Genomic DNA, 26,472 nt, shown 5'->3' on the forward strand with positions numbered 1-26,472 from the left:
CTTAAGATTTTCCGCCTTTTCGTTGTTCCACGGCATTGCGGCGGCGCTGTGGCGGGCATAGCCTGAGCCTTGTGAGCGAGACTTCCTTCGTCCGTCATGGTCCGCCAGAGCCGCTGAGCCCGGTGGTGCTGTCGGTGCCGCATGCCGGGCGCGACTATCCCGAGGCGCTGCGGGCGCTGCTGCGCGTGCCGGTGGCGGCGCTGCGCGGGCTGGAGGACCGGCATGCCGATGCGATCGCGCTCGCTGCCCGGCGCGACGAGACGCTGTTCGTCGCCACCCGACCCCGCGCCTGGATCGACCTCAACCGCGCCGAGCATGACCGCGACCCCCGCCTCGACGACGGCGCCTGGACGCATGGCGCGCCGCTCTCGGCCAAGATCCGCTCGGGACTCGGGCTGGTGCCGCGCCGGGTGGGCAATGCCGGCGACATCTGGCAGCGCCGCCTGACCGCCGACGAGGTGCAGCAGCGCATCCATGCCGATCACCGCCCCTGGCACGAGGCGATCGCCGCCGCGCTCGCCTCGGCGCGGGCGCGATTCGGGGTGGCGGTGCTGCTCGACGTGCATTCGATGCCGCCGCTGGGCCCGCCGGCGACCGCGGCGCGGCTGGTGCCCGGCGACCGCTTCGGCAAGTCCGCCGCGGCGCGCTTCCTGGGGCGGATCGAAGGCGTCGCCCGCGCGCACGGCGTGCGGACCGCGGCCAACACCCCCTATTCGGGCGGCCATATCCTCGAGCGCCACGGCGAGCCGCGCCGCAGCGTGCACGCGATCCAGCTCGAGTTCGACCGGTCCTTCTATCTCGATTCGGCGCTCGACCAGCCGGGCCCGGGGCTGGAGACTGCGGTGCGACTGCTGCGCGACATCATCGATTCGGTGGCCGACGAAGCGCTGCCGGGAGCGATCGCAGCGGAATAGCGCGCCACCTGCGCATGCCTTACCTGTTCCCCGGCGAAAGCCGGGCCCCAGGGTCACAAGCGAGCCGGCAGAGAAATCCTGGGCCCCGGCTTTCGCCGGGGAACAACGGGGGCGATTCCGCGCCGACTGCAGCCCAATAAAAAACCACCTCGTGGTTACCCACGAGGTGGCCAAGGTTCAGGGAGGAGACACGCCCGAGGGCGTGCCGTACAGCCTCACGAAAGGGGGGACATGAAGCCGTACAAGACCAAATATAATTGGGGGGTAGATTAGTTCAAGGGGCTGCGAGGGGCCGTTCTTGCAGAAAGATCAACCGTTTCGGCGGAGCCCCGGGGCCATGCGCGCGAGCACATTGTCGCGCAGCAGGAAATGGTGGCGCAGCGCCGCGGCGATGTGGATCGCCACCAGCGCCGCCATCAGCAAGCCGAGCAGCTCATGCGCCGCGTGCGCGCTGTGCGCGATGCCCGGCGTGGCGGGCAGCACCGGGACCTCGAACAGCCCGAACCAGTCGATCGGGCGCGGTCGCTCCGGATTGGAGGAAAGCAGCCAGCCGGTGAGCGGCAGGATCAGCAGCAGCGCATAGAGGAGGAAGTGCACCGCGTGCGCCGCGGTCTTCTCCCAGCCGGGCATCGCATCGGGCAGCTGCGGCGGCTTGTGCGCCAGCCGCCAGCCGATGCGGCCAAGGGTGAGCAGCAGCACGGCCATGCCCACCGACTTGTGGATCGGCATCACGCCCCACGCCCGCGGCATCGCGTCATGGAACAGGCCGACGATCAGGTTGAAGAGAACGAGCGCGGCGATCGCCCAGTGGAAGGCGATCGCCCCCCGACTGTAGCTCTCGCCGCGCCCAATCCTCATCAAATTACTGGCACATTACGCGGTCGGCTGGACGAGCTGCGGCTCGGGCATCTTGCCCTGGCGCACCTGGCGGCCGAAAATGTCGCGCATCAGGCCCAGCGAGAAGAGATGGGCGTAGATGAGCGGCAGCATGCCGTTCTGGACGATCTTGCGAAGCTGGTCGCCGCGCATCTCGTTCAGCTTGTTCTCGTCGATCATCATGAAGCCGCGATAGACGAAGGGCTGCGCCGAGCCTTCCGGCTGGATCGTGACTTCGCCGTCGATCAGCAGCTCGAGATCTTTGAGCTCCTTCATGAACTGGCCGGTGCGGGCGCCGGCCTGCTCGAACTGCTCGTTGAACTGCAGGATGCCCTTGGTGACGTCGCTCGGCTCGCCATCGACGAACAGCGCATCGCCCTCCTCGAACGCGCCGACCGTGTCGGACGTCGGATCGAAGCAGAGCGACAGCTCGTCGCTGTCCGGGCGCAGGCGCGCCAGCAGGTACGGATAGCGGCGGATATAGGCCGGCACGTAGAAGTTGGTCTCGTTGAGCGAGCCGTCTTCGTCGAAGAAGGTGTTGATGCCTTCGTTCAGGCCCATCAGCGCGAGCGGCACCGGCTCTTCGCCCTGCGAGAAGACGATCGGCATGAAGCGCTGCACGAGCGGGAATTCTTCCACCGTCACCGGAACCGCGTGCTGCTTGGCAAGGAACGGCGCCTTGTCGGCCGCGCGAATCCTGAAGTCCGCATGCTGCTGGCTCGAGAGCGGCAGAATATCGTTGTAGAACAGAGGCAGCGACTGCTGCGGGGCGGAAGCCATCCTAAATCTCCTGGGAACTAAATGCTGATGTCTGGAATCCCGGTGGGCGGGTCTATGGCGTGCCAGCCTCGGGCGCAAGGCTTACGAGCTTGCCGGGATTTAGGATTCCATGCGGGTCCAGTGCCATTTTGATCGCCTTCAGCGCCGCGATGCGCGACGGCGGGCTCAAACGCTCCAGCTCGGCGCGCTTCATCTGGCCGATTCCATGCTCGGCCGAGATGGAGCCGCCTTCCGCCACCACCAGGTCATAGACCAGGCTCGAGATCGCCGGGCCGTCGCCCGCATACCAGCTGTCGCGATCGGCGCCCTGCGGCGCGCGGACGTGGAAATGGACATTGCCGTCGCCGAGATGGCCGAAGGCAGTCGCGGTGGTGCCGGGGAAGCGCCGCTCGGCCTCCGCCGCCGCCGACAGCATGAAGCTGGGCATCTTGTCGACCGGCACCGAGATGTCGTGCTGCATCGCCGGGCCCAGCGCCCGCTCGGCCTCCGAGATCGAATCGCGGATGTGCCAGAACGCCTCGACTTGCGACTCACTCGACGAGATCACCGCGTCCTCGGCCAGCCCGGCGTCGAACACCGGCTCGAGCAGCCGCCCGAGCAGCTCCGCCGGCGGCTCGGCGCCCGCTTCGGTGGCGACCGATTCGATCAGCACGTGCCAGGCATGCTCGCCCTGGAGCGGAGACCGCGTCCCGGGAATGTGGTGGAGGACATGGCCGAGGATTTCGCCCGGGATGATCTCGAAGCTCTCGATCGTGGTCGTCCGCGCTTCCATCATGCGCAGGATCTTGAGCGCGTCCTCGGGGCTGGCGACGCCCACCCAGGCGGCGGCACGCTCCAGGATCGCGGGATAGAGGCGCAGCGTCGCGGCGGTGACCACGCCGATCGTCCCCTCCGCGCCGATCAGCAGTTGGGTGAGGTCATAGCCGCGATTGTCCTTCTTGAGCGGCGCGAGCCCCTCGTAGATCGAACCGTCGGGCAGCACGGCTTCCACCCCGGCGACGAGATGGCGCATGTTGCCGAAGCGCAGCACCTGGGTGCCGCCGGCATTGGTGGAGACCAGCCCGCCGATCGTGGCGCTGCCCTTGGCGCCGAGCGTCAGCGGGAAGCGGCGGCCCTGATCGAGCACGGCATTGTGGAAATTGGTGAGGATCACCCCCGCCTCGACCACGGCGAGATTGCCTACCGTGTCGATCGAGCGGATGCGGTTCATCCGCCGGGTGGAAAGGAGCAGCGCCGAGCCGTCCGCCGGCGGCGTCGCCCCGCCGACCATGCCGGTATTGCCGCCCTGGGGCACGATCTGCACGCCCAGCTCGACGGCGAGCTTGAGGATTTCGGCAACTTCCGCGGTCGATCCCGGCGAGAGCAAAGCAGGCGCGCTGCCGTGATAGCGGCCGCGCCAATCCGATTCCCAGGGGGCGATCTCCTGGGCGTCCGTGGTGACGGACTTGGGGCCGAAGCGCTCCAAAACGGCGCTGACGAGCTGCTGTTGTGCTGGTGTCATGGCATTTTTGGGCTAGCACGCTGGGCACCAGTTCATCCACTGTTCAAACCTAGGTCGTACATAACCAACGCGAAATGCCGAATCCGATTGCCGTCTCCTCCAGCCTGCTGCTCCTCGCCGCCGCGCCCGCCGCGGCGCCCGATGGCGCGCCCAGCTGGGATGCGGTGGCGGCGAGCTTCGAGCAACAGCAGCAACAGCAGAGCGTGACGATCGCGGTGCCGCGCGTCACCATCACCGGCAGCGCGACCATCGTGGTGCGCCGCGCGCCGCGCGTGATCGAGAAAAAGGCCAAGGACTGCGTGAAGGTCCAGGACATCTCCGGCTTCGCCGGCGTCAACACCCAGGACAGCGTCGACCTGGTGCTGCGCGACGGCACGCTGCTGCGCGCCAAGCTGGGGCGCAAATGCATGGTGCTGGGCTTCTATTCGGGCTTCTATGTGAAGACCAACAAGGACCAGAAGATCTGCGCCGGGCGCGACACCTTCCGCGTCCGATCGGGCCGCTCGTGCGACGTCGAGGGTTTCCGCACCCTCGAACTGGCGCGCTGAGGCGGGTTCCCGGCGGCGCCTGACGGCGCCTGCCAACACCCAGACACACCTCTGCGCTTGACTTTCCGCGACAAATCCGCAAGCGCGTGCAGGCTTCGCGCGTGGGTCTGCCACGCCGATTTTCCGGAAAATTGCATGAGCTTTGCCGATCTCGGCCTTTCAGACGAACTTCTGCGCGCTGTGACTGACGCGGGCTATACCGAGCCCACGCCGATCCAGCAGCAGTCGATCCCCCCGGTCCTGATGGGGAAGGACCTTATCGGCATCGCCCAGACCGGCACCGGCAAGACCGCTGCCTTCGTGCTGCCGATGATCGACATCCTGGGCGAAGGCCGCACGCGCGCGCTGATGCCGCGCTCGCTCATCCTCGAGCCGACGCGCGAGCTCGCTGCCCAGGTGGCGGAGAATTTCGAGAAGTACGGCACCCACCACAAGCTCTCGATGGCGCTGCTGATCGGCGGCGTGCAGATGGGCGACCAGGTGAAGGCGCTGGAAAAGGGCGTCGACGTGCTGATCGCCACGCCGGGCCGGCTGATGGACCTGTTCGGCCGCGGCAAGATCCTGCTCAACGGCTGCTCGCTGCTGGTGATCGACGAGGCGGACCGGATGCTCGACATGGGGTTCATCCCCGACATCGAGGAAATCTGCACCAAGCTGCCCAAGGACCGGCAGACCCTGCTGTTCTCGGCGACGATGCCGCCGGTGATCAAGAAGCTGGCGGACAAGTTCCTCAACGATCCCAAGCGCGTGGAAGTCGCGCGCCCGGCGACGACCAACACCAACATCACGCAGTATCTCATCGAGACCAGCACGATGAAGAAGCGCGAGACGCTGCGCGCGCTGCTCGAGGCCGAGAACGTCCAGGCCGGCATCATCTTCTGCAACCGCAAGACCACGGTGCGCGAGCTCAACAAGAGCCTGCAGCGCCACGGCGTCCGCTCGGCGGAGATCCATGGCGACATGGACCAGCCGGCGCGCCTCGCCGAGCTGGAGCGCTTCAAGAAGGGCGACGTGAACATCCTCGTCGCCTCCGACGTCGCCGCGCGCGGACTCGACATCAAGGGCGTCAGCCACGTCTATAATTTCGACGCCCCCTGGCACCCGGACGATTATGTCCACCGCATCGGCCGCACCGGCCGCGCGGGCGCGAAGGGCACCGCCTACACGCTGGTGACCAAGGAAGACGCCGAGAACATCGCCAATATCGAGAAGCTCACCGGCCAGAAGATCAACCGGGTGAAGCTGCGCGGTGCGCCTGCTCCGGCCGAGGACGAAGGTGCGCGCGACGAGGCGCCGCGCGGCCGCAGCCGCAAGGCCGAGGACGACAAGCCCCGGCGCGGTCGCGGCAAGAAGGAAGAGCCGCAGCGCGAGGAAGCGCGTCGCGAGGAGCCCCGGCGCGAGGCGCGTGCCGAGCCGCCGCGCCGCGACCGCGATCGCCGCCGCGACGAGCGCGACCCTAACAGGGACCTGGGGCCGGACGAGGGCTGGAACGGCCCGATCCCGGACTTCCTGAACTACACGCTCGCCGCCGAATGATCCGGCGCGCCGGGCTGGCCCTTGCGCTGGCTGCGCTGGCGCCGCCCGGTGCGGCGCTGGCCCAGCAGGCCGCGCCCCGGCTCAAGGCGCGCTCGATCGCGCACCTGCCGCTGCCCCTGCCCGCGCCCTACGACGCGAGCCGCGACGCCGGCAGGGACGTGACCGCGGCGCTCGCCCGCGCGAAGAAGTCGGGCAAGCTGGTGCTGGTCGATTTCGGCGCCAACTGGTGCGTCGATTGCCGGGTGCTGGCGGGTATCTTCGAGCTGCCGGACATGGCCGGCTGGATGGCGCGCAATTTCGAGCTGGTGCAGGTCGATATCGGCCAGTTCGACCAGAATCTCGACCTGCCCCGCCGTTTCGGGGCGGCGACGCTCGACGCGGTGCCCGCGATCCTGGTCATCGACCCCCGGACCGGTCGGCTGCGCAACCCGAAGGACGTCACCGGGCTCGGCGACGCGCGGCTGATGCAGCCCCAGCAAGTGGCCGACTGGCTCGCGCGATGGACGAGATGATCGAATATGTGCCGATCGTCGAGAGCCCCTGCATCAGCGTCTGCGTGATGGACGCCGAGAGCGGCTGGTGCATCGGCTGCGGCCGCACGCTCGACGAGATCTGCCGCTGGGGCGAGACCGACCAGACCGATCGCGATACGGTGATGGAAGAACTGCCGGCGCGGATGGAGCGGCTGGAAGGCAAGCCCATCTAGGCCTGCGCGCTGCTCGTCACGTCTTGCGCACCACTGCGACCGGCGCACTGGCCCATGAGCAGCAGCACTATTAGCGCGAAAGCCACGTGCAGCGGCCAGCGCACGAAGCCGGTATCGCGCTTTCGCGCCAGCCGCTTGCCGAAGAACACGCCCAGCGCGAGGATGCCGCCGTAAAAAAGCAAATAGCCGATCAGGGTCCCGGCCGCGTAGCCGGCACCATAGGCTGCCGAGTGTTCCACTCCGCCCTCCATAGTTTCCAGTCAGGTACGCGAACTAACGATGCAACCCCGCCGCGCAGGGCGCTACGATCACGCCGGCGTCTTGGCCGCTTCGAGCTCCGCCGCCAGAGCATCGTCCTTGGCGCCTGCGCGCTGGTACGCCTCGCGGCTGCTCAACCGGGCGAAATAATCGAGGAATGCCTGGCGCTTGGGCAGCGTGCCGAACATCGTGCCCCAGCCGACCGCCGAGCCGACATAGATGTCCGCCGCAGTGAAGCGGTCGCCGGCAATATAGGGATGCGCCGACACCGCCTTTTCGAGCACGTCGACCGTGGCGTCATAGCTGCCATAGCCGAACATCCGCCCCTGCTCGGGCGACGGCACGAACTGGGCATGATTGTTGGTCACCGCCTGCTCGACCGGGCCGGCGGCGAAGAACAGCCAGCGATAATAGTCGGCGCGCTCGTCCGCCGTCGGCGCGAGCCCGGCCTCGGGAAAGGCTTCCGCCAGATAGGCGCAGATCGCCGCGCATTCGGTGACGACATGGCCGTTGTGCACGATCGCCGGCACCTTCCCCATCGGATTGACCGACAGATAATCCCCGCCCTTCATCGTCGTGCCATAGTCGACGAGCTGCGTCTCATAGGCCGCGCCGGCTTCCTCCAGCGCCCAGCGGGCGATCCGCCCGCGCGACTGGGGATGGGTGTAGAAGATCAGATCGTCCGCCATGGCCTGCCTCCGAATCAACTTGGAACAAATAGTGAACTTGATTCAAATACCCGTCAAGCGCCTTCCGGTCGTCCCGGCGAAAGCCGGGATGACGAGGGGATTTCGATGACGGATTGCCTCAAAGCGTCTTGAACGTCTCGAGCAACCGGTCCCAGGCCTTGTTCGCCTGATCGGCGTTGTAAACCTGGCTGTCCGGCGGGCACCAGCCGTGCATCGTGCCCTTATAGACTTCGATCTCGGCGGGCTGGTTGCTCGCGGCGAACGCGGCCTTGAGCTTGTCCTTGTCGCCCGGCGCGCGGCCATCGTCATTCTCGGCGATCGCGATCAGCCAGCGTGCCTTCATGCTCGGCACCAGCGCGATCAACCCGTCGGCCGCCAGCCCGCCGCCATGGAAGGTCGCGCCGCCATGGACGCGCGCGGGCGCCGCCGCCGCGGTGTACATGACCATCGGCCCGCCCATGCAATAGCCGGTGCTGCCGATTCCGCGCTTCCTGTCGACCTGCTTCTGGCCATCGACCCAGGCGACGAACGCCTTGGCGTCGCGCGTGGTGGCATCGGGGGTGAGCAGCGCGCGCCACGGGCCGACCTGCGCCTTGAGCGCGTCGTCGAACCCCTGGCCGGGCTTGACGAAGGGCGCCTTGGTCGAGCGGTAGAACTGGTTGACGGTGAGCACCGCATAGCCCGACCTGGCGAGCCGGTCCGCCATGTCGCGAAAGGCCGGGCGCAGGCCGAAAATGTCCGGCCACACGATCACCGCGGGATGCTTGCCGGTGGCGGGCGCGACGAAATAGGCGTCGCAGCTGCCGTCGGGCGTGGTGATGATGACGTCGCTGCCCTTGATCTCGGCGGCATTGGCCGGCACCGGCAGCAGCGCGACCATGCCGGCCGCGGCGGCGCCCGCGCCGAACTCGCGCCGGCTCATCAGGAAATGGGCGTTGTCGGCGGCGGTCAGCTCGTCACACATGGGATCCCTCCACGCTTGTCGCAGGCGACGCGGCAGGCCCCGAGTCGCCGGCGCAGGCTACACGCCCCGCCCGCCCCCGTCATGCCGCCAGGCGTTGCCGGGCATGCGGCGCGAACGGGCTAAGCCCCAGCCATTGCTGCATGTTCGCTGCGATCGCGGGATCGCCGGTGAGCAGCAGCGCCTCGCTGTCGAGCGCGGCGCGCACCGTCTCATAGCCCATCCAGATCGCCGTCATCGTGCGCAGGTCCGACGAGACATAGAGATCGACGTCGAAGCCGGGATCGATCGTGCACAGGTCCACCTGGCCATCCGGATCGACCACCAGCCAAGCCCGGCGCTTCGCCTCGGGCTGATCGGGGAAGCGGATAAGGATCACGCAGCGCCGGGGCGGCAGCGGCGTGGGATCGAGGCCTCGCCGCATGTCCCACAGCAACAGCTGCGCATCGAGCTGCTCGAGCGAAAGCTCGTGCGACACCCAGCGCTGCCCCCAGATGCCGAACGCCTCGACCACCGGCCCCAGCTCGCGCCCGGCCTCGGTCAGGCGGTAGTCGCTGCCGCCCTCGCCGCGCTCGACGATGCCCGCGCATTCCAGCTCCTTCAGCCGCTGCGAGAGCAGCGCCGGCGACATACGCGGCACGCCGCGACGCAGATCGTTGAACCGCGTCGACCCCGCGACCAGCTCGCGCAGCAGCACCACCGTCCAGCGCGTGCACAATATCTCCGCGGCCATCGCGACCGGGCAGAATTGCTTGTAGCTCCCTTGCATCGTCCCCAATCCTTCACGAACGTGCAGAAGGATTAGTACAGACTCTGTACCGGGCAAGTTCAGTTTCTGAACTGGAGCATAGCCGGAAGGATAGGCGATTGGGGTCGCGACCAATCGACCAGAGAGGGAATGACGATGGAAAGCAAAGCTGCAGCGCGCGACTGGATCGCCGAGGCCAAGGTGATCGCGGCGGAGATCGAGAGCTGCGCCGATCGCCACGATGCCGAGGAAAGCTTCGTCACCGAAGGCTATCAGCGCCTGAAGGACGCCGGCTTCTTCAAGGCGCTGGTACCCGAGGAACTGGGCGGCGGCGGCGCGGACATGGCCGAGATCTTCGCGGCGATCCGCGTGCTGGGCGCCGCCTGCGGATCGACGGCGCTGGCCTTTTCGATGCACACCCACCTCGTCGCCGCCGCGGCATGGCGCCGCGCGCACCAGGGCGCCCCCACCGAGGGGCTGCTGCGCCGGGTCGCGACCGAGGACCTGATCCTCGTCTCGAGCGGCGGATCGGATTGGCTGGAAAGCGCCGGCACCGCCGAGAAGGTGGATGGCGGCTTCCGCATCACCGCGCGCAAGCCTTTCTCCAGCGGCTGCCAGATGGGCCAACTGCTGATGACCAGCGCCGTCTATGACGATCCCGAGGCCGGGCCGACCGTGCTGCATTTCGGCGCGCCCCTTGGCGCCGAGGGCGTAAACATCGTCGATGCCTGGCACGTGCTCGGCATGCGCGGCACCGGATCGCACGACATCGTGCTCGACCGGGTGTTCGTGGCGGACGCGGGCATTGCCGGGCGGCGGCCCCAGGGCAAGTGGCACATGCTGTTCCATGTGATCGGCATGATCGCGTTCGGATCGATCTATTCAGCCTATATGGGCGTGGCGGATGGCGCGCGCCGGCGGGCGCTGGAGATCGCCCGCGGCCGCACGCCCGATGCCTGCCTGCTCGCCCGCGTCGGCGAGATGGAGAATGCGCATGCCGCGGCGGAGCTGGCGCTGGCGGAACTGATCGGCCTCGTCGCGGCCGGCCAGCCGGGCCCCGACACCACCAACCGCGCGATGATCTGCCGCACGCTGATCGGCGAGAATGCGATCGCAACGGTGACGCGCGCGATGGAAGTCGCCGGCGGCGCGGCCTTTTATCGCAAGGCCGGGCTGGAACGTGCCTTTCGCGACGTGCAGGGCGCCCGCTTCCACCCGTTGCAGCGCGAGCCCCAGCTTGCCCTCGCCGCGCGCATCGCGCTGGGGCTCGACATCGACGGTTGAGCCCGGGCGAACAACTTCTTCGGCCTGCAGCAATTCTGTTCCCCGGCGAAAGCCGGGGTCCAGTCTCGGCGCAGCTGGTTGGGCGCGCGTACCTCTCACGAACGACATTGCAACTGGGCCCCGGCTTTCGCCGGGGAGCAGCTCAGCGACTACGCTTTCACTGAATGTCGATGCGCCCCAGGTCCCTCCCCTGCGGGAAGAGGAATTGGGATTCGAAGCTTAGTTGTTGGTGCGGAACAGCGTCTCGGCGGTGTGCTCCACCGGGGCAGCGGGCGCGTCCTCGCCGGCAGCCTCGGCCTCGCGGCTCGCAGCCTCGCGCTCGGCGCGCAGCTGCTCGATCAGCGCTTCGCGATCGCCCTCGAGGCGGGTGTCGGTCGGCGCTTCGATGCCGGCGGCCTTGGCGGCCTTGGCGACGATCGCATCCAGCTCGCGCTGCGAGGTGAGGCCCAGCGTGACCGGGTCCTTCGGCACGATGTTGGCGATGTTCCAGTGGCTGCGATCGCGGATCGCGGCGATGGTGGTGCGCGTGGTGCCGATCAGCTTGCCGATCGCGCCGTCCGAAATCTCGGGATGGTTGCGCAGGATCCAGGCGATGCCGTCCGGCTTGTCCTGGCGCTTCGAGACCGGCGTGTAGCGCGGCCCCTTGGTGCGGCGGACCTGCTCGGGGCCCTTGAGCATCTTGAGGACGTAGTTCGGGTCCTTCTGGCCCTTCTCGATCTCGTCCATCGTCAGCTCGTGCGCGCGCACCGGATCGCGACCGGTCAGCTTGGTCGCCGCGGTATCGTCGGCGATCGCCTGGACCTCGAGGATGTGCAGACCACAGAACTCGGCGATCTGGTCGAACGAGAGCGAAGTGTTGTCGACCAGCCAGGAAGCGGTCGCATGGGGCATCAGCGGCTGGGCCACTTACAGTCTCCAGAAATAGAAAGGGCCGCCCATCACGGGCGGCCTGTAACGGGCCCGGCTTAATGCGATGTGCGCAGAAGAGCAAGAAAAAGGGGCGGGCAGCCTCACGAAACAACCGCCCTATACGTCATCCCGGCGAAAGCCGGGATGACGGCTATTGGGCAGCGGAGGAAGATTCGGGCGCCGGGATGACGTTTACGTCACGCCGCCGCCCGCTCTCCGTGCATCGGGTGGAGCGCGTTGACGAACTGCCGCGCGCTGGCTTCCCAGGTGAAGGTGCGGCCATAGGCAGCGCAGGCCGCGCGGTCCTTGGTCAGCGCCTCGCCGATCGCCTTGGTCAGGTCGGCATCCATCGCGCCGGTCTCGGGCGTGAGCACGTCGATCGGGCCGGTGACCGGATAGCCGGCGACGGGCACGCCGCAGGCCAGCGCCTCGATCATCACCAGGCCGAACGTGTCGGTCTTGCTGGGGAAGACGAAGACGTCTGCCGCCGCATAGGCGGAGGCGAGTTCGGCGCCGAACATCGGGCCGAGGAACTTCGCGTCAGGGAAGCGCGCTTCGAGCGAGGCGCGCGCCGGGCCGTCGCCCACCACCACCTTGGTGCCGGGATGCGTGGTCTTCAGGAACGCCTCGAGATTCTTCTCGATCGCGACGCGCCCGACATAGAGCTGCACCGGCCCGGGCAGGTCCTTCATCGCCGGATGCGGCGCGAGGCCGGGATGGAAATTGGCGAGGTCCACGCCGCGGCCCCAATGCTTCACATGGCTGAGGCCATGATCGATCAGCGACTGGCGGATCGAGGGCGTGGAAGCGAGGATCGCCTGGCTCGGCGCGTGGAACCACTTGATGTAGCGCCAGATCCACTCGGCCGGCACGCCCGAGCGCGCCGAGACATAATCGGGGAACTGGGTGTGATAGGCGGTGGTGAACGGCATCTCGTGGCGGATGCACCAGCGTCGCGCGGCGACGCAGAGCGGCCCCTCGGTCGCCAGGTGGATCGCGGTGGGATTGAACGCCTCGAGCATCGCGCCGACGCTGGCCACCCGGGCAAGTGCGAGGCGGATCTCGGGATAGGTCGGGCACGGCAGCGAATAGAAGAGATCGGGCGAGATCACGATGACCTTGTGCCCCTGCTTCTCCAGGACGTCGCGCACCGATTGCAGCGTGCGCACGACTCCGTTCACCTGGGGCTCCCAGGCGTCGGTCACTATGGCTATCCGCACGGGTCCGACCTCCGTTGCCGTCACGCAGCCGCCAGTCTGACCCCGGACGCTTCGTCGCTTTCGCGCTTCGCCATCTCTTCGGCCCAATGGAGAATTTCCATCGTACCGTCGTAATGCTCCACGAGCGCGGTGCAACCCTCCACCCAATCGCCGTCATTGTAATAGGCGATACCTTCGATATCGCGCATCTCGGCGGTGTGGATATGTCCGGCGATCACGCCGTCGACTCCCCGCGCACCGGCTTCGTGCGCGACGATCTCTTCGAACTTCGAGATGAACTCGACCGCGTTCTTGACCTTGGCCTTGGCGTATTTGCTGAGCGACCAATAGGGCAGGTCGAGCAGCCGGCGCACGCGGTTCACCAGCCGGTTCAGGCCCATCATCATCTCGTAGGCGGCGTCGCCCAGGTGCGCGAGCCAGCGGTGCGACATGGTGATCGCGTCGAACTCGTCGCCGTGCAGCACGAGCAGCCGGCGGCCGTCGGCGGTGGTGTGGATCGCCTGGCGGCGGATGTGCACGCCGCCGAAGTTCAGGCCCGAGAACTGGCGGAACATCTCGTCGTGATTGCCCGGGATATAGACGATCTCGGTGCCGCGCTTGGCGCGCTTGAGCACGCGCCAGACGATGTCGTTATGCGAATCGGGCCAGTAGAAGCGCTTCTTGAGCGCCCAGCCGTCGAGGATGTCGCCGACCAGATACATCACGTCGCTGTCGACATGGTCGAGGAAGTCGATGAGCATCTCGGCGTTGCAGCCGCGCGTGCCGAGATGGACGTCCGAGATCCAGATCGCGCGGTAGCGCTTGCGCTCGGTGATCGCCTTTTCGGGGATCGACGGAGAGGAAGCGTGAAAATCCGCGAAATGCTGTGCGTCGAACGGAAGCCTGGTGATCGTCGCCATGTTGCCCAGCCCTGCAACTGCCCTTGCCTGGCCGCGCTAAATGGCTGGGAAATATGACATTTCGAATCGTTGCCGGTTCACGCAGATGTCACAGAAATCTGCATAATGGACCGCTTCCGCTTGAGATTGTGACTCGATGCGCCTGACGGCGCATGCGGTACCAGCCCGCTCCCCCACCCGGCCACCCATAGAATACTGCCGTTGGGTGGCCGGGTGGGGGAGCGGGCCGGCACCGTCCAGATTACGCCGTGATCGGAATGTGCCGCGGCAGCGCCGCCACCCGATCGAGCCAGGCGCGCACCGCCGGATAGGGTGTCAGGCTGAACCCGCCTTCCTCCGCGACATGGGTATAGGCGTAAAGCGCGATGTCGGCGAGCGTCAGCCGGTCGATCACGAACCAGTCGCGCCGTTCCAGATGCTCGTCCATCAGCGCCAGCGCCGCCGCGCCCGCTTCCTGCTTGCCCGGCAGGTTGGCGCGCTGGACGTCGCTCAGATTCTCGAAGCCCACCCAGCCCTTCCAGAAGCGCACCGTCGCGACATTGGGCTCGTGGTTGTATTGCTCCCAGAACAGCCAGCGCAGCATGTCCGCCCGCTCGAAACGGTCATGCGGGATCAGGTCGCTGCCGTCGGCAAGGTAGAAGCAGGCGGCATTGCTCTCGGGCAGGAAATCGTCGGGGCCGATCTGCAGCACCGGGATGCGCCCGTTGGCATTGACCTGGCCGAGGAACGCCGCGGTGCGCGTCTCGCCCTTCAATATGTCATAGTTCCGGCGCTCGAGCGGGATGCCGAGATGCGCGGCAGTGAGCCGGATCTTGTAGCAATTGCCCGACGGAGCATATTCGTGAAGCACCAGCGCCGACATATTCCCTCCCTTTGAGGGGCGCCTTGTCCGCCGCAAGTGCTTGCCGGTCAAACAAATTGCGGCACAGGTACATAAGCACCGCTTATGATTACCAAGCCTTAATCTCCGCGTCACCCGATCGACGGACGGCCATTCCTATAAAGAACTCATAATATACGAGTTTTTGAAGGGAATGGAGACATGCAGGGCCTGGACCTCATCCAGCACGAGCATCAGGAGCTGGTGCGGCTTACCGACGTGGTGATCGAGATGGCAGGCGATCCTGCATCGAGCAGCGAGCAGCTCGCAGCCGCGCGCCAGACGCTCGGCCAGACGGTCAATCGCCACATCGCCAACAAGCACAAGATCATCACCGCCGCGCTCCAGGCCAGCGCCGATCCGGCGCACCGGGCGCTCGCCTGGCGCTTCACCGAAGAGCTGATGAAGCTGCGCCAGAGCACCAGCGAGCATTATGGCGTGTGGACGATGGCGCGCATCGCCGAAGACCGGCACGGCTTCACCGTCGCGGTGCGCTACCAGCGCCGCCTGCTGCGCGCCCGCATCGCCTGGGAAGAAAGCGTGGTGTTCCCGATCGTCGCCGAGCTGGCAGCGCCGGCAGCGATGGAGCGCGCTGTCGGGATCAGATGATCCCGTTCTCCTCGCGCCAGCGCACCACGCGGCGATGCCAGAGCCAGATCGCCAGCGCGAGCCCGGCGAGGAACAGCCAGCCCCAGAGATGCTGCCACCACGGCACCATGCTGGTCGCCCGCAGGTCGCGGCCATTGGCCTTGTTCAGCGCGGCATGCCCCCGATCGTTGAGCGGCGCCGCGACGACTCCCCAGTCCGAGCTGAAGAACAGCACATGGCCATATTCGGGCGCGTACCAGAACGGCATCCCCAGGAAGGTCATCTCGCGCACCGAATAGCCGAGCTTGGGATCGCTCATATGGGCATAGGACGGCACCGGCTGCTCGAGCCCCAGCTGGCTGCGCTTGATCGCGATATACAGCTCGACCTTGCTGGGCTGGCGCTGGATATGCACGCCGTAATCGTCGATCGCGGAGATCATGTCGCCGAGCTCGGGCGGCACCTTCACCGCCGCCAGCTCGTCGACGACCGGACGATCGGTCAGGAACCAATAGCGGTCGGACAATAGCAGCGACCAGGCCAGCACGAGCGCAAGCGCGCCGACGACGAGCTTAAACGGCAGATCCTTTTTCAGATTCATCGAGACCCTCCCCCAAGGTGAGGACGATCTTACCGATATGTTCGCCCGATTCCATCCGGCGATGCGCGTCGGCCGCCCGGGCGAGCGGGAACACCGCGTCGATCACCGGCCTGAGCTTGCCCTCGGCGACGAAGGGCCACACCGTGCGGTGGATCTCGTCGGCGAGCAGGCTCTTGAACGCCACCGATCGCGGGCGAAGCGTCGATCCGGTCAGCACCAGCCGCTTGCGCATGATCTCGAAGATCGGGATCGTCGCCTGCATCCCGCCCTGCACCGCGATCGAGACGTGGCGCCCCTCCTCGGCCAGGCACTGGAGATTGCGCGGCACATAGTCGCCGCCGACCATGTCGAGCACGATGTTGACGCCCTTGCCGCCGGTGATCTCCTTCACCCGGGCGACGAAATCCTCGCGCTTGTAGTTGATCGCGTGATCGGCGCCGATCTTCCGCGCCGCTTCGCACTTGTCGTCCGATCCGGCGGTGACGATGATCGTCAGGCCGAACAGGTTGGCGAGGTGGATCGCCATGGTGCCGATCCCCGAGGTGCCGCCATGGACGAGGATCCACTCGCCTTCCATCGCATAGGCGCGCTCGAACACGTTGCTCCACACGGTGAACAGCGTCTCGGGGATCGCCGCCGCCTCGACCATCGAGAGCGCCGGCGGCACTGCCAGGCACTGGCCATAGGGCGCCACCGCATATTCGGCATAGGCGCCGCCCGCGACCAACGCGCAGACCGGCTGGCCGATCAGCTCGCGCGGCACCTCCTCGCCCACCGCGACGATCTTGCCGGCGATCTCCATGCCCAGGATCGAAGGCGCACCGGGCGGCGGCGGATACTGCCCCTTGCGCTGCATCACCTCGGGCCGGTTCACGCCCGCGGCGGCAACCTTGACCAGCACGTCTCCCGGCCCGGGCTGCGGCACCGGCCGCGATACCGGCACCAGCACCTCGGGCCCACCGGGCGCTTCGGGATCGATTGCCAGCATCGTTTCCGGAAGACCCATGGCCATGATCGCTTTCGAACTCAGTAGAACTCCGGGTCTTATTGACATCGGGCCTGCCAGGGTCAACGCTGCCCCCATGGACGCCGACGAAAATCTTCCGCGTCGCAAGGACGACCTCGTCGCCCAGCTGGCGAAACAGGACCTCGACCCGCTTTCGGTAGAGGAGCTGCAAGAGCGAATCGCGCTGCTTCAATCCGAAATCGAGCGAAGTCGGAGTAAAATTTCATTCGCCATTAATCACCGCGCAAGCGCGGACGCTCTATTTAGGAAATGAGCGTGACGGCACCGGAGATGGGGCCCAAGCCCATACAAAACTCCGGTGCGGGGCCGCTGCGCTTGATGCGAGGCCCGACGATCCCGACATTAGGGATCAAGAGGGTCGTGTATCCCTTTCCGGCCCACAGGAGTTGTACCTGAATGCCTAGTTTCGCCTCCGCCCTGGAATCGACGCTGCACAAGGCTCTGGAGGCTGCGTCCTCCCGTCGCCACGAATATGCCACGCTGGAGCATCTGCTGCTCGCGCTCGTTGACGACGAGCACGCCAGCAAGGTGATGAGCGCGTGCGGCGTGGACCTGGGCGAACTCAAGAATACCGTCGCCCATTATCTCGACACCGAGCTCGAGGCGCTGAAGGTGGATCAGGCGACCGATCCGTCGCCGACCAGCGGCTTCCAGCGCGTCGTCCAGCGCGCCATCCTCCACGTCCAGTCTTCGGGCCGCGACGAAGTGACCGGCGCCAACGTGCTCGTCGCGCTGTTCAGCGAGCGCGAGAGCTATGCCGTCTATTTCCTGCAGCAGCAGGACATGAGCCGCCTCGACGCGGTGAGCTTCATCTCGCACGGCGTCGGCAAGGGCGGCACCGCCAGCACCGAGGCCAGCACGCCCAAGGGCGCGGCCGACGAGGACAAATCGGCCAAGCAGGAAACCAAGGCCGGCAAGGGCGAGAGCGCACTCAAGCAGTTCACCGTCGATCTCAACGAGAAGGCGAAGAACGGCAAGGTCGATCCGCTGATCGGCCGCTCGGCCGAAGTCGATCGCACGATCCAGATCCTGTGCCGCCGCTCGAAGAACAACCCGCTCTATGTGGGCGATCCGGGCGTGGGCAAGACCGCGATCGCGGAAGGCCTGGCGCGCAAGATCGTCGAGGGCGAAGTGCCCGACGTGCTCAAGGAAGCGGTGATCTACTCGCTCGACATGGGCGCGCTGCTCGCCGGCACCCGCTATCGCGGTGACTTCGAGGAGCGGCTGAAGCAGGTCGTCAACGAACTCGAGAAGCTGCCGCACGCAGTACTCTTCATCGACGAGATCCACACCGTGATCGGCGCGGGCGCGACCTCGGGCGGCGCGATGGATGCGTCGAACCTGCTCAAGCCGGCGCTGTCGGGCGGCTCGATCCGCTGCATCGGCTCGACCACCTACAAGGAGTTCCGCAACCACTTCGAGAAGGACCGGGCGCTGCTCCGTCGCTTCCAGAAGATCGACGTCAACGAGCCGACGGTCGAGGACACGATCAAGATCCTCGCCGGCCTGCGCTCGGCGTTCGAGGACCACCACCACCTCAAGTACACCCCCGACGCGATCAAGTCGGCGGTGGAGCTTTCGGCGCGCTACATCAACGACCGCAAGCTGCCCGACAAGGCGATCGACGTGATCGACGAAGCCGGTGCGATGCAGATGCTGGTGCCGCCCTCGAAGCGCAAGAAGACGATCACCGCCAAGGAGATCGAGGCCGTGATCGCCACCATGGCGCGCATCCCGCCGAAGAGCGTGTCGACCGACGATACCAAGACGCTGGCGAACCTGGAGACCGACCTGAAGCGGGTCGTGTTCGGCCAGGACAAGGCGATCGAGGTGCTCAGCTCGGCGATCAAGCTGAGCCGTGCGGGCCTGCGCGATCCGGACAAGCCGATCGGCAACTATCTGTTCTCGGGCCCGACCGGCGTCGGCAAGACCGAGGTGGCGAAGCAGCTTTCCGAGCTGCTCGGCATCCCGCTCCAGCGCTTCGACATGTCCGAATATATGGAGCGCCATTCGGTGAGCCGCCTGATCGGCGCGCCTCCGGGCTATGTCGGCTATGATCAGGGCGGCCTGCTCACCGACGCGGTCGACCAGCAGCCACATTCGGTGCTCCTGCTCGACGAGATCGAGAAGGCGCATCCCGACCTGTTCAACATCCTGTTGCAGGTGATGGACAACGGCAAGCTGACCGATCACCACGGCAAGACCGTCGATTTCCGCAACGTGATCCTGATCATGACCACCAATGCCGGTGCGTCGGACATGGCCAAGGAATCGATCGGCTTCGGCGAGATGAGCCGCGACGACGTCCAGGAAGAGGCAGTGAAGAAGCTCTTCACGCCGGAATTCCGCAACCGTCTCGATGCGATCGTGCCGTTCGACTATCTGCCGCCGGCAGTGGTCACCCGGGTGGTGGACAAGTTCATCCTCCAGCTCGAACTGCAGCTGGCGGATCGCGGCGTCCACATCCAGCTCGACGAGGAAGCCAAGGGCTGGCTCACCGAGCGCGGCTACGACAAGCTCTATGGCGCGCGTCCGATGGGCCGCCTGATCCAGGAGAAGATCAAGCAGCCGCTGGCCGAGGAGTTGCTGTTCGGCAAGCTCGTCCATGGCGGCGAGGTCAATGTGAAGCTGAAGGACGGCGTGCTGAACTTCCAGATCACGCCGGCCGCGCCCAAGCCGAAAAAGGGCAAGAAGACCGAGGCCGCCAAGGCGACCAAGTAAGTCTTGCTTCGGAGACCAATGCGGGCCGGGAGGAAACCCCCGGCCCGTTTTCTTTGGGGTGCCAACCGCTGCTCAAATCCCGCCGTCACCCCGGCCTTGTGCCGGGGTCCACCGTGAGGCGCCGTCGGGATTATGGGCTCTTGGTCAGCCGGCGCGGCTTAGTGGCCCCCGGCACAAGGCCGGGGTGACGGAGTATGTGTCGAAGGCGCCGCGCTCCACCTCACCCCACAATGCGCCCTCAGGCCTCCCCCGCCTTCGCCGCCATCGTCGCCTTCGCCCACCAGACCAGTTCGTCGAGCGCCGTCTTCGCCGAAGGCAGCAGGTTCGCCTCGATCTCCTCGATTGGCTTCTTGCCGAAGACCGGATGCACCGCCATGAAATCGCCGCCGCCGATATGCACCGCGGCGTGGGTGGAAACCATCTGCAGCTCCACGCCGATCATGCGCAGATGCTCGAGCGCGCGCACCGCGCCGGTGCCGCCATAGCCGATCGCGGTGAAGGGCTTGCGGCCCCATTCCGTATAGGCCTGGTCGAGTGCGTTCTTGAGCACGCCGGTGATCGAGTGGTTGTATTCGGCGACGGTGAAGATGAACCCGTCATATTTGGCGATCGTCTCCTGCCAGCGCACCGCTTCGGGGTTCTGGCTGGGCATCCAGAGATTGGAGGCGATCTCGTCGAAGAAGGGCAAGGGATGATCGCGCAGGTCGACCAGTTCGACGTCCATGTCGCCGCGCGCCTGCGCCTGCTTGAGCATCCACTGTGCCGGCGCGTCGGCAAAGCGGCTGGGCCGGGTCGAGCCGATGATCAGGGCGATGCGGGGTTTGGCGACCATGGTAACCTCGTGTATGCTGGTTTCTTGGAGTAACCTGATTACGAAAGGTCGCTACCAGCCAGCAAGGAGGCACTTTGGCGTTACCAGATAACCATGCGGATACCGCCCGCTGCGAACATATCAGCCGGTTGCTCGCGCGGATCAGCGACAAATGGTCGATGCTCGTGGTGCGCGTGCTCGGCCGCGGCCCCCTGCGCTTCAACGCGCTGCGCCGCGAGGTGGGCGAGATCAGCCAGAAGGTGCTGGCATCGACGCTGCGCGACCTCGAGGAGAACGGCTTCGTCTCGCGCACCGTGACGCCGGTCACGCCGCCCCAGGTCGAATATGCGCTGACCGATCTCGGCCGCGACTTCCTTGCACCCGTGCAGACGCTTGCCGAATGGGTGCTCGCCAATTCGGCGCGCATGGATCTCGCCCGCGCCCGATATGCCGAGCGCCGGGCACAGGATTAAGCGTGTATTATCCAACCAGCACACATAGACGGCGGGCATGGCCTGCCACGTCGATTTCACTGTCGCGAATCGTTCCTCTCGCGTAATGCCCACCGCATAAGCGGGTCGCGCATGCCACTGAAGCAGCGCGGAGCATTTCTGAATGAACAGCACGAAACAGCGGCTCCTGGTGGCCGCCGGAACCCTGGCGACGTTTCTCGCCGGAACCGCGGTGATCGCCCAGAGCGGCACCGATACCGCCCCCGAGGCACGTTACGAAATGGACGTCGGCACCACCGCCGGCATCATGGGCCAGAGCGACACGCGCGAGATGACGCTGCGCCTCGGCTCGCGCCTCGCCGCCACGGGCGGCGCGCCCAAGGCCGACCACTTCCTGCCCGACGGCATGCGCATGGGTCTGTCGGTGCCGCTCACCTCGCCCGAGCCGGGCAAGCTGCCGGTCGAGAAACAGGATGACCCCGAGGAGAAGTTCCAGCGCCCCAAGGGCCGGCTGCTGATCTTCTGGGGCTGCGGCGCGCATGCCGGCCCCGGCCAGCCGGTGGTGATCGACTTCTCCAAAATGGCCAAGGGCCAGATCCCGCCCGACCTGTTCAGCGCGCGCATTCCCGCCGAGACCGGCCCGCGTCCGGGCAACAGCAGGACCTATGGCGACTGGCCGAACGGCAAGTCGCGCGCACAGGTGAGCAAACAGTCGTCGCTGATCGGCCAGCACCGGATCGCCGGCAACTACAGCCCCGAGATCGCCTTCGCGCTCACCCAGGACTTCATGCCGCCGCCCAGGGTGAAATCGGGCCAGGCGCCGGACGGCTCGACGCCGCTCAACTGGAGCCCGGTGCCCGCCGCGACCGGCTATTATGCCTGGGCGATGAGCGCGAAGGACAATGGCAAGGACAGCAGCGACATGGTGTGGTGGGCCTCCTCGTCCAGCCGCCAGTTCGGCGGCGACCTGTGGAGCTGGCTCTCCCCCGCCACCGTCAACCGGCTGATCGGGCAGAAGATCGTCATGCCGCCCAGCCAGACCAGCTGCACCATCCCGGCCGAAGTGAAGGCCGCGGGTGGCGAGATGATGATGGGCTTCATGAACGCGTTCGGCCCCGAGGCGAACTTCGCCTTCCCCGAGCGGCCGCGCGATCCCAAGATCGCCTGGCACCCGAAATGGACCGCCAAGGTGCGCTACCGCTCCACCGGCAACTTCATGCCCGGCATGCCGAGCATGGGCGAGATGATGATGGGCCAGCAGGGCGACAAGCCGGGAGACAAGCCCGAGGAGAAGCCCAAGCCCTGCAAGCCCAAGCTGGGCGGCTTCCTGAAGAAGGCGGCGGGGCTGGGCGGCAGCGGCTGCTGAGCTGACCCCATGGCCGGGAGCGGCGCGCTGCGGGCGCCGCTCCCGGCCATGGGATAAGTGACTGGCGCGGCTCAAAAAGACGCCAGGGTACTTATGTATATTTACGGGTTGTTCGTCATGTCCGGTCTAAGCGTCGGGCATGTCGGTGTTGCGTTTCCTGCGGCTGGCCTTCCTGGCCGGCGCGTTGTTCGTGCTGCTGGGCGCGACTGCGCCCGCGCAGGCGCAGGATAGTCGCGACCGCGCGATCGGCGTCTGCGTGCTGCGCGACACCGGCGGGATGCGCCCCGCCGAGTTGCTCCGCCATCCCGAGCGCTTCGACTGCACGACGCAGCAATACCGGCTGGGCCCGGGCGACTATTGGGCGATCACCCAGCCGATCGACGCGGCATCGACGGCCGAGCGGCCGCTGCGGATCAACTTCGCCAGCCTGTGGCAGCAGCGGCTTTCCGCCTATCTGCTCTATGCCGATGGCCGCATCCACCGCTACCAGAGCGATGCGCGCGGCATCACCCCGCTGATCCAGCTCGGCGCGATGGCGGCGCTGCCGGTGCCCCGATCGGAGGCCAAGCTCAGCCGCATCCTCTGGCATGTCGAAGGCGCCGCCAATGTCCGCGGCATCCTGCTCGGCGCCGAGCGCAGCGACGTGCAGCGCAACGCCACCACCAACCTTGCCATGGCAGCGCTCTATGCCTGTTTCGGCGGGATGTGCCTGGCGCTGATCGTCTATAATTTCGCGCTGTGGTGCGCGATGCGCTACAATTTCCAGCTCCATTACTGTGCGCTGCTGGCGATGCTGATCGGCTATGCGCTGTCCTCGTCGGGCGCGATGGCGTGGTTCTGGCCCGATCTCGTCAACAACGACCGGCTGCGCTGCAACTATCTGTTCCTCGGGCTCGCCGGCGGCTGTGCGGCGATGTTCACTCGCAGCTTCTTCGAGATCCGCCGTTCGCGGCTGGTCGACATCTACACGCGCGTCATCGCCGTGGCGGTGCCGGTATCGGGCATCACGGTGTTCCTGTTCGGCGGGTTCAACCTGCGCTTCACTGACATGTTCTACACGCTGACCATCCTCGGGCTGGTCTCGATCGTCGTGCCCACGCTGTGGCAGGCCTGGGTGCAGCGCTCGCATTTCCTGTGGCTGTTCTCGGTCGCCTGGAGCGCGCCGATCGTGCTGGCGATGATGCGGATCATGGCCAATCTCCACCTGCTGCCGTGGAGCTTCTGGCTCGACAATTCCACCGTCCTCTCGATGATGTTCGAGGCGCTCGTCTCGGCGCTCGCCGTCGCCTATCGGATCAAGTTCCTGCGCGACGAGCGCGACGAGGCGATCGCCAGCGAGGTCCTCGCCCGCCGCCTGGCCGATACCGATCCGCTCACAGGCCTGCTCAACCGCCGCGCCTTCCTCGCCCAGGCGATCGGCCGGCCGGGCGCGCAGCAGCTGCTCATCGCCGATCTCGATCACTTCAAGCGCGTCAACGAGACGCTGGGCCATGACGGCGGCGACGAGGTGCTGCGCCTGTTCGCCCGTGCGCTGCGCACCACGGCACCGGCGGACGCGCTCGTCGCCCGGCTCGGCGGCGAGGAGTTCGCGGTGCTCGCCACCGCCAGCGCGCCGATCGAGCCCGAACAGCTGCTCAACAAGCTGCGCCAGACGCGCATGCCCTTCGACCTCAAGGTCACCGCGAGCATCGGCGCCTGCACCGGGCCGCTCGCCGACGACCGCGACTGGAAGGCGCTGTACCGCTGCGCCGACATCGCGCTGTTCGAGGCAAAATCTGCGGGGCGGGACCGCGCGCGCGCGCGCCGGGAAGCCGCCTGATCGCTTGCCCGGAATGCCCGGTGGGGCTATGGCGTTCACCATGTCGGGACGCGCCAGGAAGATCGCCTTCGGGGCGCTTGCCGCAATGGCGCTGATCCCGCTGGCTTCGGCCGATCGCCAGGCCAATCTCCACATCAACATGGAACGCCCCGGCGACGCCGCGCCGCAGCGGCTCGAGGCCGCGTTCCATTTCGGCCTGGTAGCCGTTTCGGTCCTGGTGACCTGGAGCAAACGGCTTACGACTTGACCCCCGAAAAGGCTTGCTTACACAAGTGTCAATGACTGACCCCGAACAGATCTGGCGTACCGCGTATCGCCACCCCGGCACCTGGGACACCGAGTTCCCGCCCCAGACCATGGTCGAGCTGTTCGAGGAAAGCGCCCGCGCCCACCCCCAGGCCCTGCTGCTCGATTTCATGGGCCGGCACTACAGCTATGGCGAGACGCTGGACGGTGCCAATCGCGTCGCGTGCGGGCTCAAGGATCTCGGCTATGGCCCGGGCGACCGGATCGGGCTCTTCCTGCCCAACGTGCCGCATTATGTCGCCGCCTATTACGGCATCCTCAAGCTGGGCGCGACGGTGGTCAATTTCTCGCCGCTCTACACTGCCGAGGAGCTGAGCCACCAGGTCGAGGATTCGGGCACGCGCGCGCTCTTCACCATCTCCGCCTCGGCGCTGCTGCCGACCGCGCTCAAGGTGCTCGACCAGAGCGGGCTCGAGCGGCTGATCGTCGGCTCGGTCGCCGGCGCGCTGCCTGCCGCCAAGTCGCTCTTCTACCGGCTGTTCCGCGGTGCCGAAGTGGCGCATCGCCCGCATGACGAGCGCATCCTCTCCTTCTCGAAGCTGATCGCCAATGCCGGCACCTGCGCGGCGCCCAGGCTCGATCCCGAGAACGACCTGGCGCTGATCCAATATACCGGCGGCACCACCGGCACGCCCAAGGGCGCGATGCTCACCCACCAGAACCTGTCGGCCAATGCCCGCCAGGTCGCGCGGCTCGATCCCGAGATGGGCGTGGCCAAGGATACCGTGCTCGGCGTCCTCCCCTTCTTCCACGTCTTCGCCAATACCTGCGTGCTCAACCGCACCGTGGTGACCGGCGGGTCGATCGCGATGCTGCCGCGCTTCAACGCCAAGCAGGCGCTGGCCGAGCTGCGCCGCACCCAGCCGCGCGCGCTGCCCGGCGTGCCCACCATGTACCAGGCACTACTCGATGCGCCCGGCATGAAGCCCGAGGACTTCAAGAGCCTGCGCTTCTGCATCTCGGGCGGTGCCCCGCTGCCCGCCCAGCTCAAGGAGGAATGGGAGCAGATCACCGGCGCACGCGTGATCGAAGGCTATGGCCTGTCGGAGAGCTCGGGCGTGGTCTGCACCAATCCCTATCAGGGGCTCAACAAGCCCGGCACGATCGGCCAGCCGCTCCAGGGCACCCGCGTGCGCCTGGTCGACAAGGAAGACCCGACCCGCCCGCCCCCCGAGGGCGAGCCCGGCGAGATCGTCGTCTCCGGCCCGCAGATCATGAAGGGCTATTGGAACCGCCCCGATGCCGATGCCGAGGTGTTCGTGGACGGCCACTGGCTGCGCACCGGCGATGTCGGGCTGATCGACGAGGACGGCTATATCAAGATCGTCGACCGGCTGAAGGACATGATCGCGGTCGGCGGCTTCAAGGTGTTCCCGAGCCAGATCGAAGCAGTGCTCTACCAGCATCCGGCCGTGAAGGAGGCGCTCGTGATCGGCCTGCCCGACGCCTATCATGGCGAGCTGCCACACGCCTATGTGACGCTCGACGAAGGCGCCGCCGCCAGCGGCCCGGAGATCTGCGCCTGGCTCAACGGCAAGCTCGGCAAGCATGAGCGGGTGAGCGAAGTGGTGGTGCGCGAAAGCCTGCCCAAGACGATGATCGGCAAGCTCAGCCGCAAGGACCTGATCAACGAGGTGATGGCAGAGCGGCAGGGGTAACTTCCCTGCAAAACAGGCCCCCGGCAGCATGCCGGGAGCCCGTCGGGATCATTCGATGATCCCGCAATTCTCGAGGATGTAGCTCTCGTAATAATAGACGTACCAGGGGTCCCACACATAGGCGGTGTGCGAGGCCTGGCGGGCATAGATGCGCGCCGCCGCCTCGCATACCGGATCGACCGGCCGGGGCGGCGCGGGGTGATCGTCCTCCATCATCACCGGCGCGGGCGGCGGTGCCGTGACGGCGAGCGCCGGTGCGGGCGAAGACAAGACCAGCGTCGCCGCAAGTACAGGAAGAGCAATTCTCATCGTCATTCCCTCCGCTACGAAATGTAGCGAAGCAATGCTGCGAACCGGCGACGATTCGGTCCACCCGATCTGTGACGGATGTGGTGCTATCCGAAGCGTAGCGCC

At 66.7% G+C, this 26,472-nt stretch carries 29 protein-coding genes; 14 read left to right on the plus strand and 15 right to left on the minus strand.

What is annotated here, in order from left to right; translation table 11 throughout:
• Window positions 1-71 precede the first annotated feature (71 nt).
• The gene (locus P6144_RS15060) at window positions 72-914 is read left to right on the plus strand and encodes an N-formylglutamate amidohydrolase (RefSeq protein WP_277768618.1); all 843 of its coding nucleotides are present in this window, start codon (window positions 72-74) and stop codon (window positions 912-914) included.
• 309 nt (window positions 915-1,223) lie between these two features.
• On the opposite strand, the gene P6144_RS15065 is transcribed toward P6144_RS15060, so the two are convergent.
• From P6144_RS15065 to P6144_RS15075, 3 genes are read right to left on the minus strand one after another with little or no spacing between them, the layout of a single operon-like run.
• Complete coding sequence (locus P6144_RS15065) at window positions 1,224-1,772, minus strand: cytochrome b (RefSeq protein WP_277768619.1); 549 nt, start codon at window positions 1,770-1,772, stop codon at window positions 1,224-1,226.
• Between the two features lie 15 nt (window positions 1,773-1,787).
• A complete protein-coding gene (locus P6144_RS15070) occupies window positions 1,788-2,570 on the minus strand; it encodes a SapC family protein (RefSeq protein WP_277768620.1) in 783 nt (260 codons plus the stop codon).
• Window positions 2,571-2,622: 52 nt separating this feature from the next.
• The gene (locus tag P6144_RS15075) at window positions 2,623-4,071 is read right to left on the minus strand and encodes an FAD-binding oxidoreductase (RefSeq protein WP_277768621.1); all 1,449 of its coding nucleotides are present in this window, start codon (window positions 4,069-4,071) and stop codon (window positions 2,623-2,625) included.
• A 74-nt stretch (window positions 4,072-4,145) separates the two neighbouring features.
• On the opposite strand from P6144_RS15075, the gene P6144_RS15080 reads away from it, so the two are divergent.
• The 4 genes from P6144_RS15080 (at window position 4,146) to P6144_RS15095 (ending at window position 6,861) form a co-directional block, all read left to right on the plus strand.
• Window positions 4,146-4,619, plus strand: coding sequence for a hypothetical protein (locus P6144_RS15080; RefSeq protein ID WP_277768622.1), 474 nt, complete (start codon window positions 4,146-4,148; stop codon window positions 4,617-4,619).
• A gap of 135 nt (window positions 4,620-4,754) precedes the next feature.
• Window positions 4,755-6,155, plus strand: coding sequence for a DEAD/DEAH box helicase (locus P6144_RS15085; protein ID WP_277768623.1), 1,401 nt, complete (start codon window positions 4,755-4,757; stop codon window positions 6,153-6,155).
• Entirely contained in the window at window positions 6,152-6,667 is a 516-nt protein-coding gene (locus tag P6144_RS15090; RefSeq protein ID WP_277768624.1) for a thioredoxin family protein, read from the plus strand. The genes P6144_RS15085 and P6144_RS15090 overlap by 4 nt, the downstream gene beginning before the upstream one ends.
• Window positions 6,655-6,861: a DUF1289 domain-containing protein gene (locus P6144_RS15095; RefSeq protein WP_277768625.1), complete on the plus strand. Its 207-nt coding sequence runs from the start codon at window positions 6,655-6,657 to the stop codon at window positions 6,859-6,861. Before P6144_RS15090 ends, P6144_RS15095 begins: the two co-directional genes overlap by 13 nt.
• On the opposite strand, the gene P6144_RS15100 is transcribed toward P6144_RS15095, so the two are convergent.
• The 4 genes from P6144_RS15100 to P6144_RS15115 form a co-directional block, all read right to left on the minus strand.
• Entirely contained in the window at window positions 6,858-7,100 is a 243-nt protein-coding gene (locus tag P6144_RS15100; protein WP_277768626.1) for a hypothetical protein, read from the minus strand. The genes P6144_RS15095 and P6144_RS15100 overlap by 4 nt on opposite strands.
• A gap of 69 nt (window positions 7,101-7,169) precedes the next feature.
• Window positions 7,170-7,808 (minus strand): glutathione S-transferase family protein, encoded by a 639-nt coding sequence (locus P6144_RS15105; RefSeq protein WP_277768627.1) that lies wholly within the window; start codon window positions 7,806-7,808, stop codon window positions 7,170-7,172.
• A gap of 118 nt (window positions 7,809-7,926) precedes the next feature.
• Complete coding sequence (locus P6144_RS15110; protein ID WP_277768628.1) at window positions 7,927-8,772, minus strand: dienelactone hydrolase family protein; 846 nt, start codon at window positions 8,770-8,772, stop codon at window positions 7,927-7,929.
• Between the two features lie 79 nt (window positions 8,773-8,851).
• On the minus strand, window positions 8,852-9,538 hold the full coding sequence (locus tag P6144_RS15115) for a helix-turn-helix domain-containing protein (protein ID WP_277768629.1): 687 nt from the start codon (window positions 9,536-9,538) through the stop codon (window positions 8,852-8,854).
• Between the two features lie 135 nt (window positions 9,539-9,673).
• Here P6144_RS15115 and P6144_RS15120 point away from each other — a divergent pair, with 135 nt between their 5' ends.
• Window positions 9,674-10,801, plus strand: coding sequence for an acyl-CoA dehydrogenase family protein (locus P6144_RS15120; RefSeq protein WP_277768630.1), 1,128 nt, complete (start codon window positions 9,674-9,676; stop codon window positions 10,799-10,801).
• Between the two features lie 219 nt (window positions 10,802-11,020).
• On the opposite strand, the gene P6144_RS15125 is transcribed toward P6144_RS15120, so the two are convergent.
• The 4 genes from P6144_RS15125 to P6144_RS15140 form a co-directional block, all read right to left on the minus strand.
• Entirely contained in the window at window positions 11,021-11,707 is a 687-nt protein-coding gene (locus tag P6144_RS15125) for a DUF1013 domain-containing protein (protein ID WP_277768631.1), read from the minus strand.
• Window positions 11,708-11,907: 200 nt separating this feature from the next.
• Window positions 11,908-12,930: a glycosyltransferase family 1 protein gene (locus tag P6144_RS15130; RefSeq protein WP_277768632.1), complete on the minus strand. Its 1,023-nt coding sequence runs from the start codon at window positions 12,928-12,930 to the stop codon at window positions 11,908-11,910.
• Between the two features lie 20 nt (window positions 12,931-12,950).
• Window positions 12,951-13,829, minus strand: coding sequence for a UDP-2,3-diacylglucosamine diphosphatase (locus tag P6144_RS15135; RefSeq protein ID WP_277768633.1), 879 nt, complete (start codon window positions 13,827-13,829; stop codon window positions 12,951-12,953).
• Between the two features lie 241 nt (window positions 13,830-14,070).
• Window positions 14,071-14,691 (minus strand): glutathione S-transferase family protein, encoded by a 621-nt coding sequence (locus P6144_RS15140; RefSeq protein WP_277768634.1) that lies wholly within the window; start codon window positions 14,689-14,691, stop codon window positions 14,071-14,073.
• Window positions 14,692-14,871: 180 nt separating this feature from the next.
• Between P6144_RS15140 and P6144_RS15145 the strand changes: the two genes are divergently transcribed.
• Window positions 14,872-15,318 (plus strand): hypothetical protein, encoded by a 447-nt coding sequence (locus P6144_RS15145; RefSeq protein WP_277768635.1) that lies wholly within the window; start codon window positions 14,872-14,874, stop codon window positions 15,316-15,318.
• Here the strand turns inward: P6144_RS15145 and P6144_RS15150 are convergent.
• Both P6144_RS15150 and P6144_RS15155 read right to left on the minus strand, forming a co-directional pair.
• Window positions 15,311-15,898, minus strand: coding sequence for a hypothetical protein (locus P6144_RS15150; RefSeq protein ID WP_277768636.1), 588 nt, complete (start codon window positions 15,896-15,898; stop codon window positions 15,311-15,313). The genes P6144_RS15145 and P6144_RS15150 overlap by 8 nt on opposite strands.
• Window positions 15,870-16,904, minus strand: coding sequence for an NAD(P)H-quinone oxidoreductase (locus P6144_RS15155; protein ID WP_277768637.1), 1,035 nt, complete (start codon window positions 16,902-16,904; stop codon window positions 15,870-15,872). The genes P6144_RS15150 and P6144_RS15155 overlap by 29 nt, the downstream gene beginning before the upstream one ends.
• 76 nt (window positions 16,905-16,980) lie before the next feature.
• Here P6144_RS15155 and P6144_RS15160 point away from each other — a divergent pair, with 76 nt between their 5' ends.
• Both P6144_RS15160 and clpA read left to right on the plus strand, forming a co-directional pair.
• On the plus strand, window positions 16,981-17,178 hold the full coding sequence (locus P6144_RS15160) for a DUF1192 domain-containing protein (RefSeq protein WP_277768638.1): 198 nt from the start codon (window positions 16,981-16,983) through the stop codon (window positions 17,176-17,178).
• Window positions 17,179-17,321: 143 nt separating this feature from the next.
• Window positions 17,322-19,646: an ATP-dependent Clp protease ATP-binding subunit ClpA gene (gene clpA, locus P6144_RS15165; RefSeq protein WP_277768639.1), complete on the plus strand. Its 2,325-nt coding sequence runs from the start codon at window positions 17,322-17,324 to the stop codon at window positions 19,644-19,646.
• Between the two features lie 238 nt (window positions 19,647-19,884).
• Here the strand turns inward: clpA and P6144_RS15170 are convergent, their stop codons facing one another.
• On the minus strand, window positions 19,885-20,478 hold the full coding sequence (locus P6144_RS15170; RefSeq protein WP_277768640.1) for an NAD(P)H-dependent oxidoreductase: 594 nt from the start codon (window positions 20,476-20,478) through the stop codon (window positions 19,885-19,887).
• A 74-nt stretch (window positions 20,479-20,552) separates the two neighbouring features.
• Between P6144_RS15170 and P6144_RS15175 the strand changes: the two genes are divergently transcribed.
• From P6144_RS15175 to P6144_RS15195, 5 genes are all read left to right on the plus strand, one after another.
• Window positions 20,553-20,930, plus strand: coding sequence for a helix-turn-helix domain-containing protein (locus P6144_RS15175; RefSeq protein WP_277768641.1), 378 nt, complete (start codon window positions 20,553-20,555; stop codon window positions 20,928-20,930).
• Between the two features lie 142 nt (window positions 20,931-21,072).
• Entirely contained in the window at window positions 21,073-22,275 is a 1,203-nt protein-coding gene (locus tag P6144_RS15180) for a hypothetical protein (RefSeq protein WP_277768642.1), read from the plus strand.
• A 139-nt stretch (window positions 22,276-22,414) separates the two neighbouring features.
• Window positions 22,415-24,094, plus strand: coding sequence for a diguanylate cyclase (locus tag P6144_RS15185; protein ID WP_277768643.1), 1,680 nt, complete (start codon window positions 22,415-22,417; stop codon window positions 24,092-24,094).
• Window positions 24,095-24,134: 40 nt separating this feature from the next.
• A complete protein-coding gene (locus tag P6144_RS15190; RefSeq protein ID WP_277768644.1) occupies window positions 24,135-24,341 on the plus strand; it encodes a hypothetical protein in 207 nt (68 codons plus the stop codon).
• 31 nt (window positions 24,342-24,372) lie between these two features.
• On the plus strand, window positions 24,373-26,058 hold the full coding sequence (locus P6144_RS15195; RefSeq protein WP_277768645.1) for a long-chain fatty acid--CoA ligase: 1,686 nt from the start codon (window positions 24,373-24,375) through the stop codon (window positions 26,056-26,058).
• Between the two features lie 48 nt (window positions 26,059-26,106).
• On the opposite strand, the gene P6144_RS15200 is transcribed toward P6144_RS15195, so the two are convergent.
• Window positions 26,107-26,367, minus strand: a complete 261-nt coding sequence (locus P6144_RS15200; protein WP_277768646.1) for a hypothetical protein — start codon at window positions 26,365-26,367, stop codon at window positions 26,107-26,109.
• Window positions 26,368-26,472 lie beyond the last annotated feature (105 nt).

This window comes from Sphingomonas sp. HITSZ_GF, from assembly GCF_029543155.1.
Lineage (GTDB): Bacteria > Pseudomonadota > Alphaproteobacteria > Sphingomonadales > Sphingomonadaceae > Sphingomonas.

Coding starts and splice junctions, on each gene's coding strand:
- P6144_RS15065 (WP_277768619.1), bottom strand. CDS start 1,772: ATGAGGATTGGGCGCGGCGAGAGCTACAGTCGGGGGGCGATCGCCTTC.
- P6144_RS15070 (WP_277768620.1), bottom strand. CDS start 2,570: ATGGCTTCCGCCCCGCAGCAGTCGCTGCCTCTGTTCTACAACGATATT.
- P6144_RS15075 (WP_277768621.1), bottom strand. CDS start 4,071: ATGACACCAGCACAACAGCAGCTCGTCAGCGCCGTTTTGGAGCGCTTC.
- P6144_RS15080 (WP_277768622.1), top strand. CDS start 4,146: ATGCCGAATCCGATTGCCGTCTCCTCCAGCCTGCTGCTCCTCGCCGCC.
- P6144_RS15085 (WP_277768623.1), top strand. CDS start 4,755: ATGAGCTTTGCCGATCTCGGCCTTTCAGACGAACTTCTGCGCGCTGTG.
- P6144_RS15090 (WP_277768624.1), top strand. CDS start 6,152: ATGATCCGGCGCGCCGGGCTGGCCCTTGCGCTGGCTGCGCTGGCGCCG.
- P6144_RS15095 (WP_277768625.1), top strand. CDS start 6,655: ATGGACGAGATGATCGAATATGTGCCGATCGTCGAGAGCCCCTGCATC.
- P6144_RS15105 (WP_277768627.1), bottom strand. CDS start 7,808: ATGGCGGACGATCTGATCTTCTACACCCATCCCCAGTCGCGCGGGCGG.
- P6144_RS15110 (WP_277768628.1), bottom strand. CDS start 8,772: ATGTGTGACGAGCTGACCGCCGCCGACAACGCCCATTTCCTGATGAGC.
- P6144_RS15115 (WP_277768629.1), bottom strand. CDS start 9,538: ATGCAAGGGAGCTACAAGCAATTCTGCCCGGTCGCGATGGCCGCGGAG.
- P6144_RS15120 (WP_277768630.1), top strand. CDS start 9,674: ATGGAAAGCAAAGCTGCAGCGCGCGACTGGATCGCCGAGGCCAAGGTG.
- P6144_RS15135 (WP_277768633.1), bottom strand. CDS start 13,829: ATGGCGACGATCACCAGGCTTCCGTTCGACGCACAGCATTTCGCGGAT.
- P6144_RS15140 (WP_277768634.1), bottom strand. CDS start 14,691: ATGTCGGCGCTGGTGCTTCACGAATATGCTCCGTCGGGCAATTGCTAC.
- P6144_RS15145 (WP_277768635.1), top strand. CDS start 14,872: ATGCAGGGCCTGGACCTCATCCAGCACGAGCATCAGGAGCTGGTGCGG.
- P6144_RS15150 (WP_277768636.1), bottom strand. CDS start 15,898: ATGAATCTGAAAAAGGATCTGCCGTTTAAGCTCGTCGTCGGCGCGCTT.
- P6144_RS15155 (WP_277768637.1), bottom strand. CDS start 16,904: ATGGGTCTTCCGGAAACGATGCTGGCAATCGATCCCGAAGCGCCCGGT.
- P6144_RS15160 (WP_277768638.1), top strand. CDS start 16,981: ATGGACGCCGACGAAAATCTTCCGCGTCGCAAGGACGACCTCGTCGCC.
- clpA (WP_277768639.1), top strand. CDS start 17,322: ATGCCTAGTTTCGCCTCCGCCCTGGAATCGACGCTGCACAAGGCTCTG.
- P6144_RS15170 (WP_277768640.1), bottom strand. CDS start 20,478: ATGGTCGCCAAACCCCGCATCGCCCTGATCATCGGCTCGACCCGGCCC.
- P6144_RS15180 (WP_277768642.1), top strand. CDS start 21,073: ATGAACAGCACGAAACAGCGGCTCCTGGTGGCCGCCGGAACCCTGGCG.
- P6144_RS15185 (WP_277768643.1), top strand. CDS start 22,415: ATGTCGGTGTTGCGTTTCCTGCGGCTGGCCTTCCTGGCCGGCGCGTTG.
- P6144_RS15190 (WP_277768644.1), top strand. CDS start 24,135: ATGTCGGGACGCGCCAGGAAGATCGCCTTCGGGGCGCTTGCCGCAATG.
- P6144_RS15195 (WP_277768645.1), top strand. CDS start 24,373: ATGACTGACCCCGAACAGATCTGGCGTACCGCGTATCGCCACCCCGGC.
- P6144_RS15200 (WP_277768646.1), bottom strand. CDS start 26,367: ATGAGAATTGCTCTTCCTGTACTTGCGGCGACGCTGGTCTTGTCTTCG.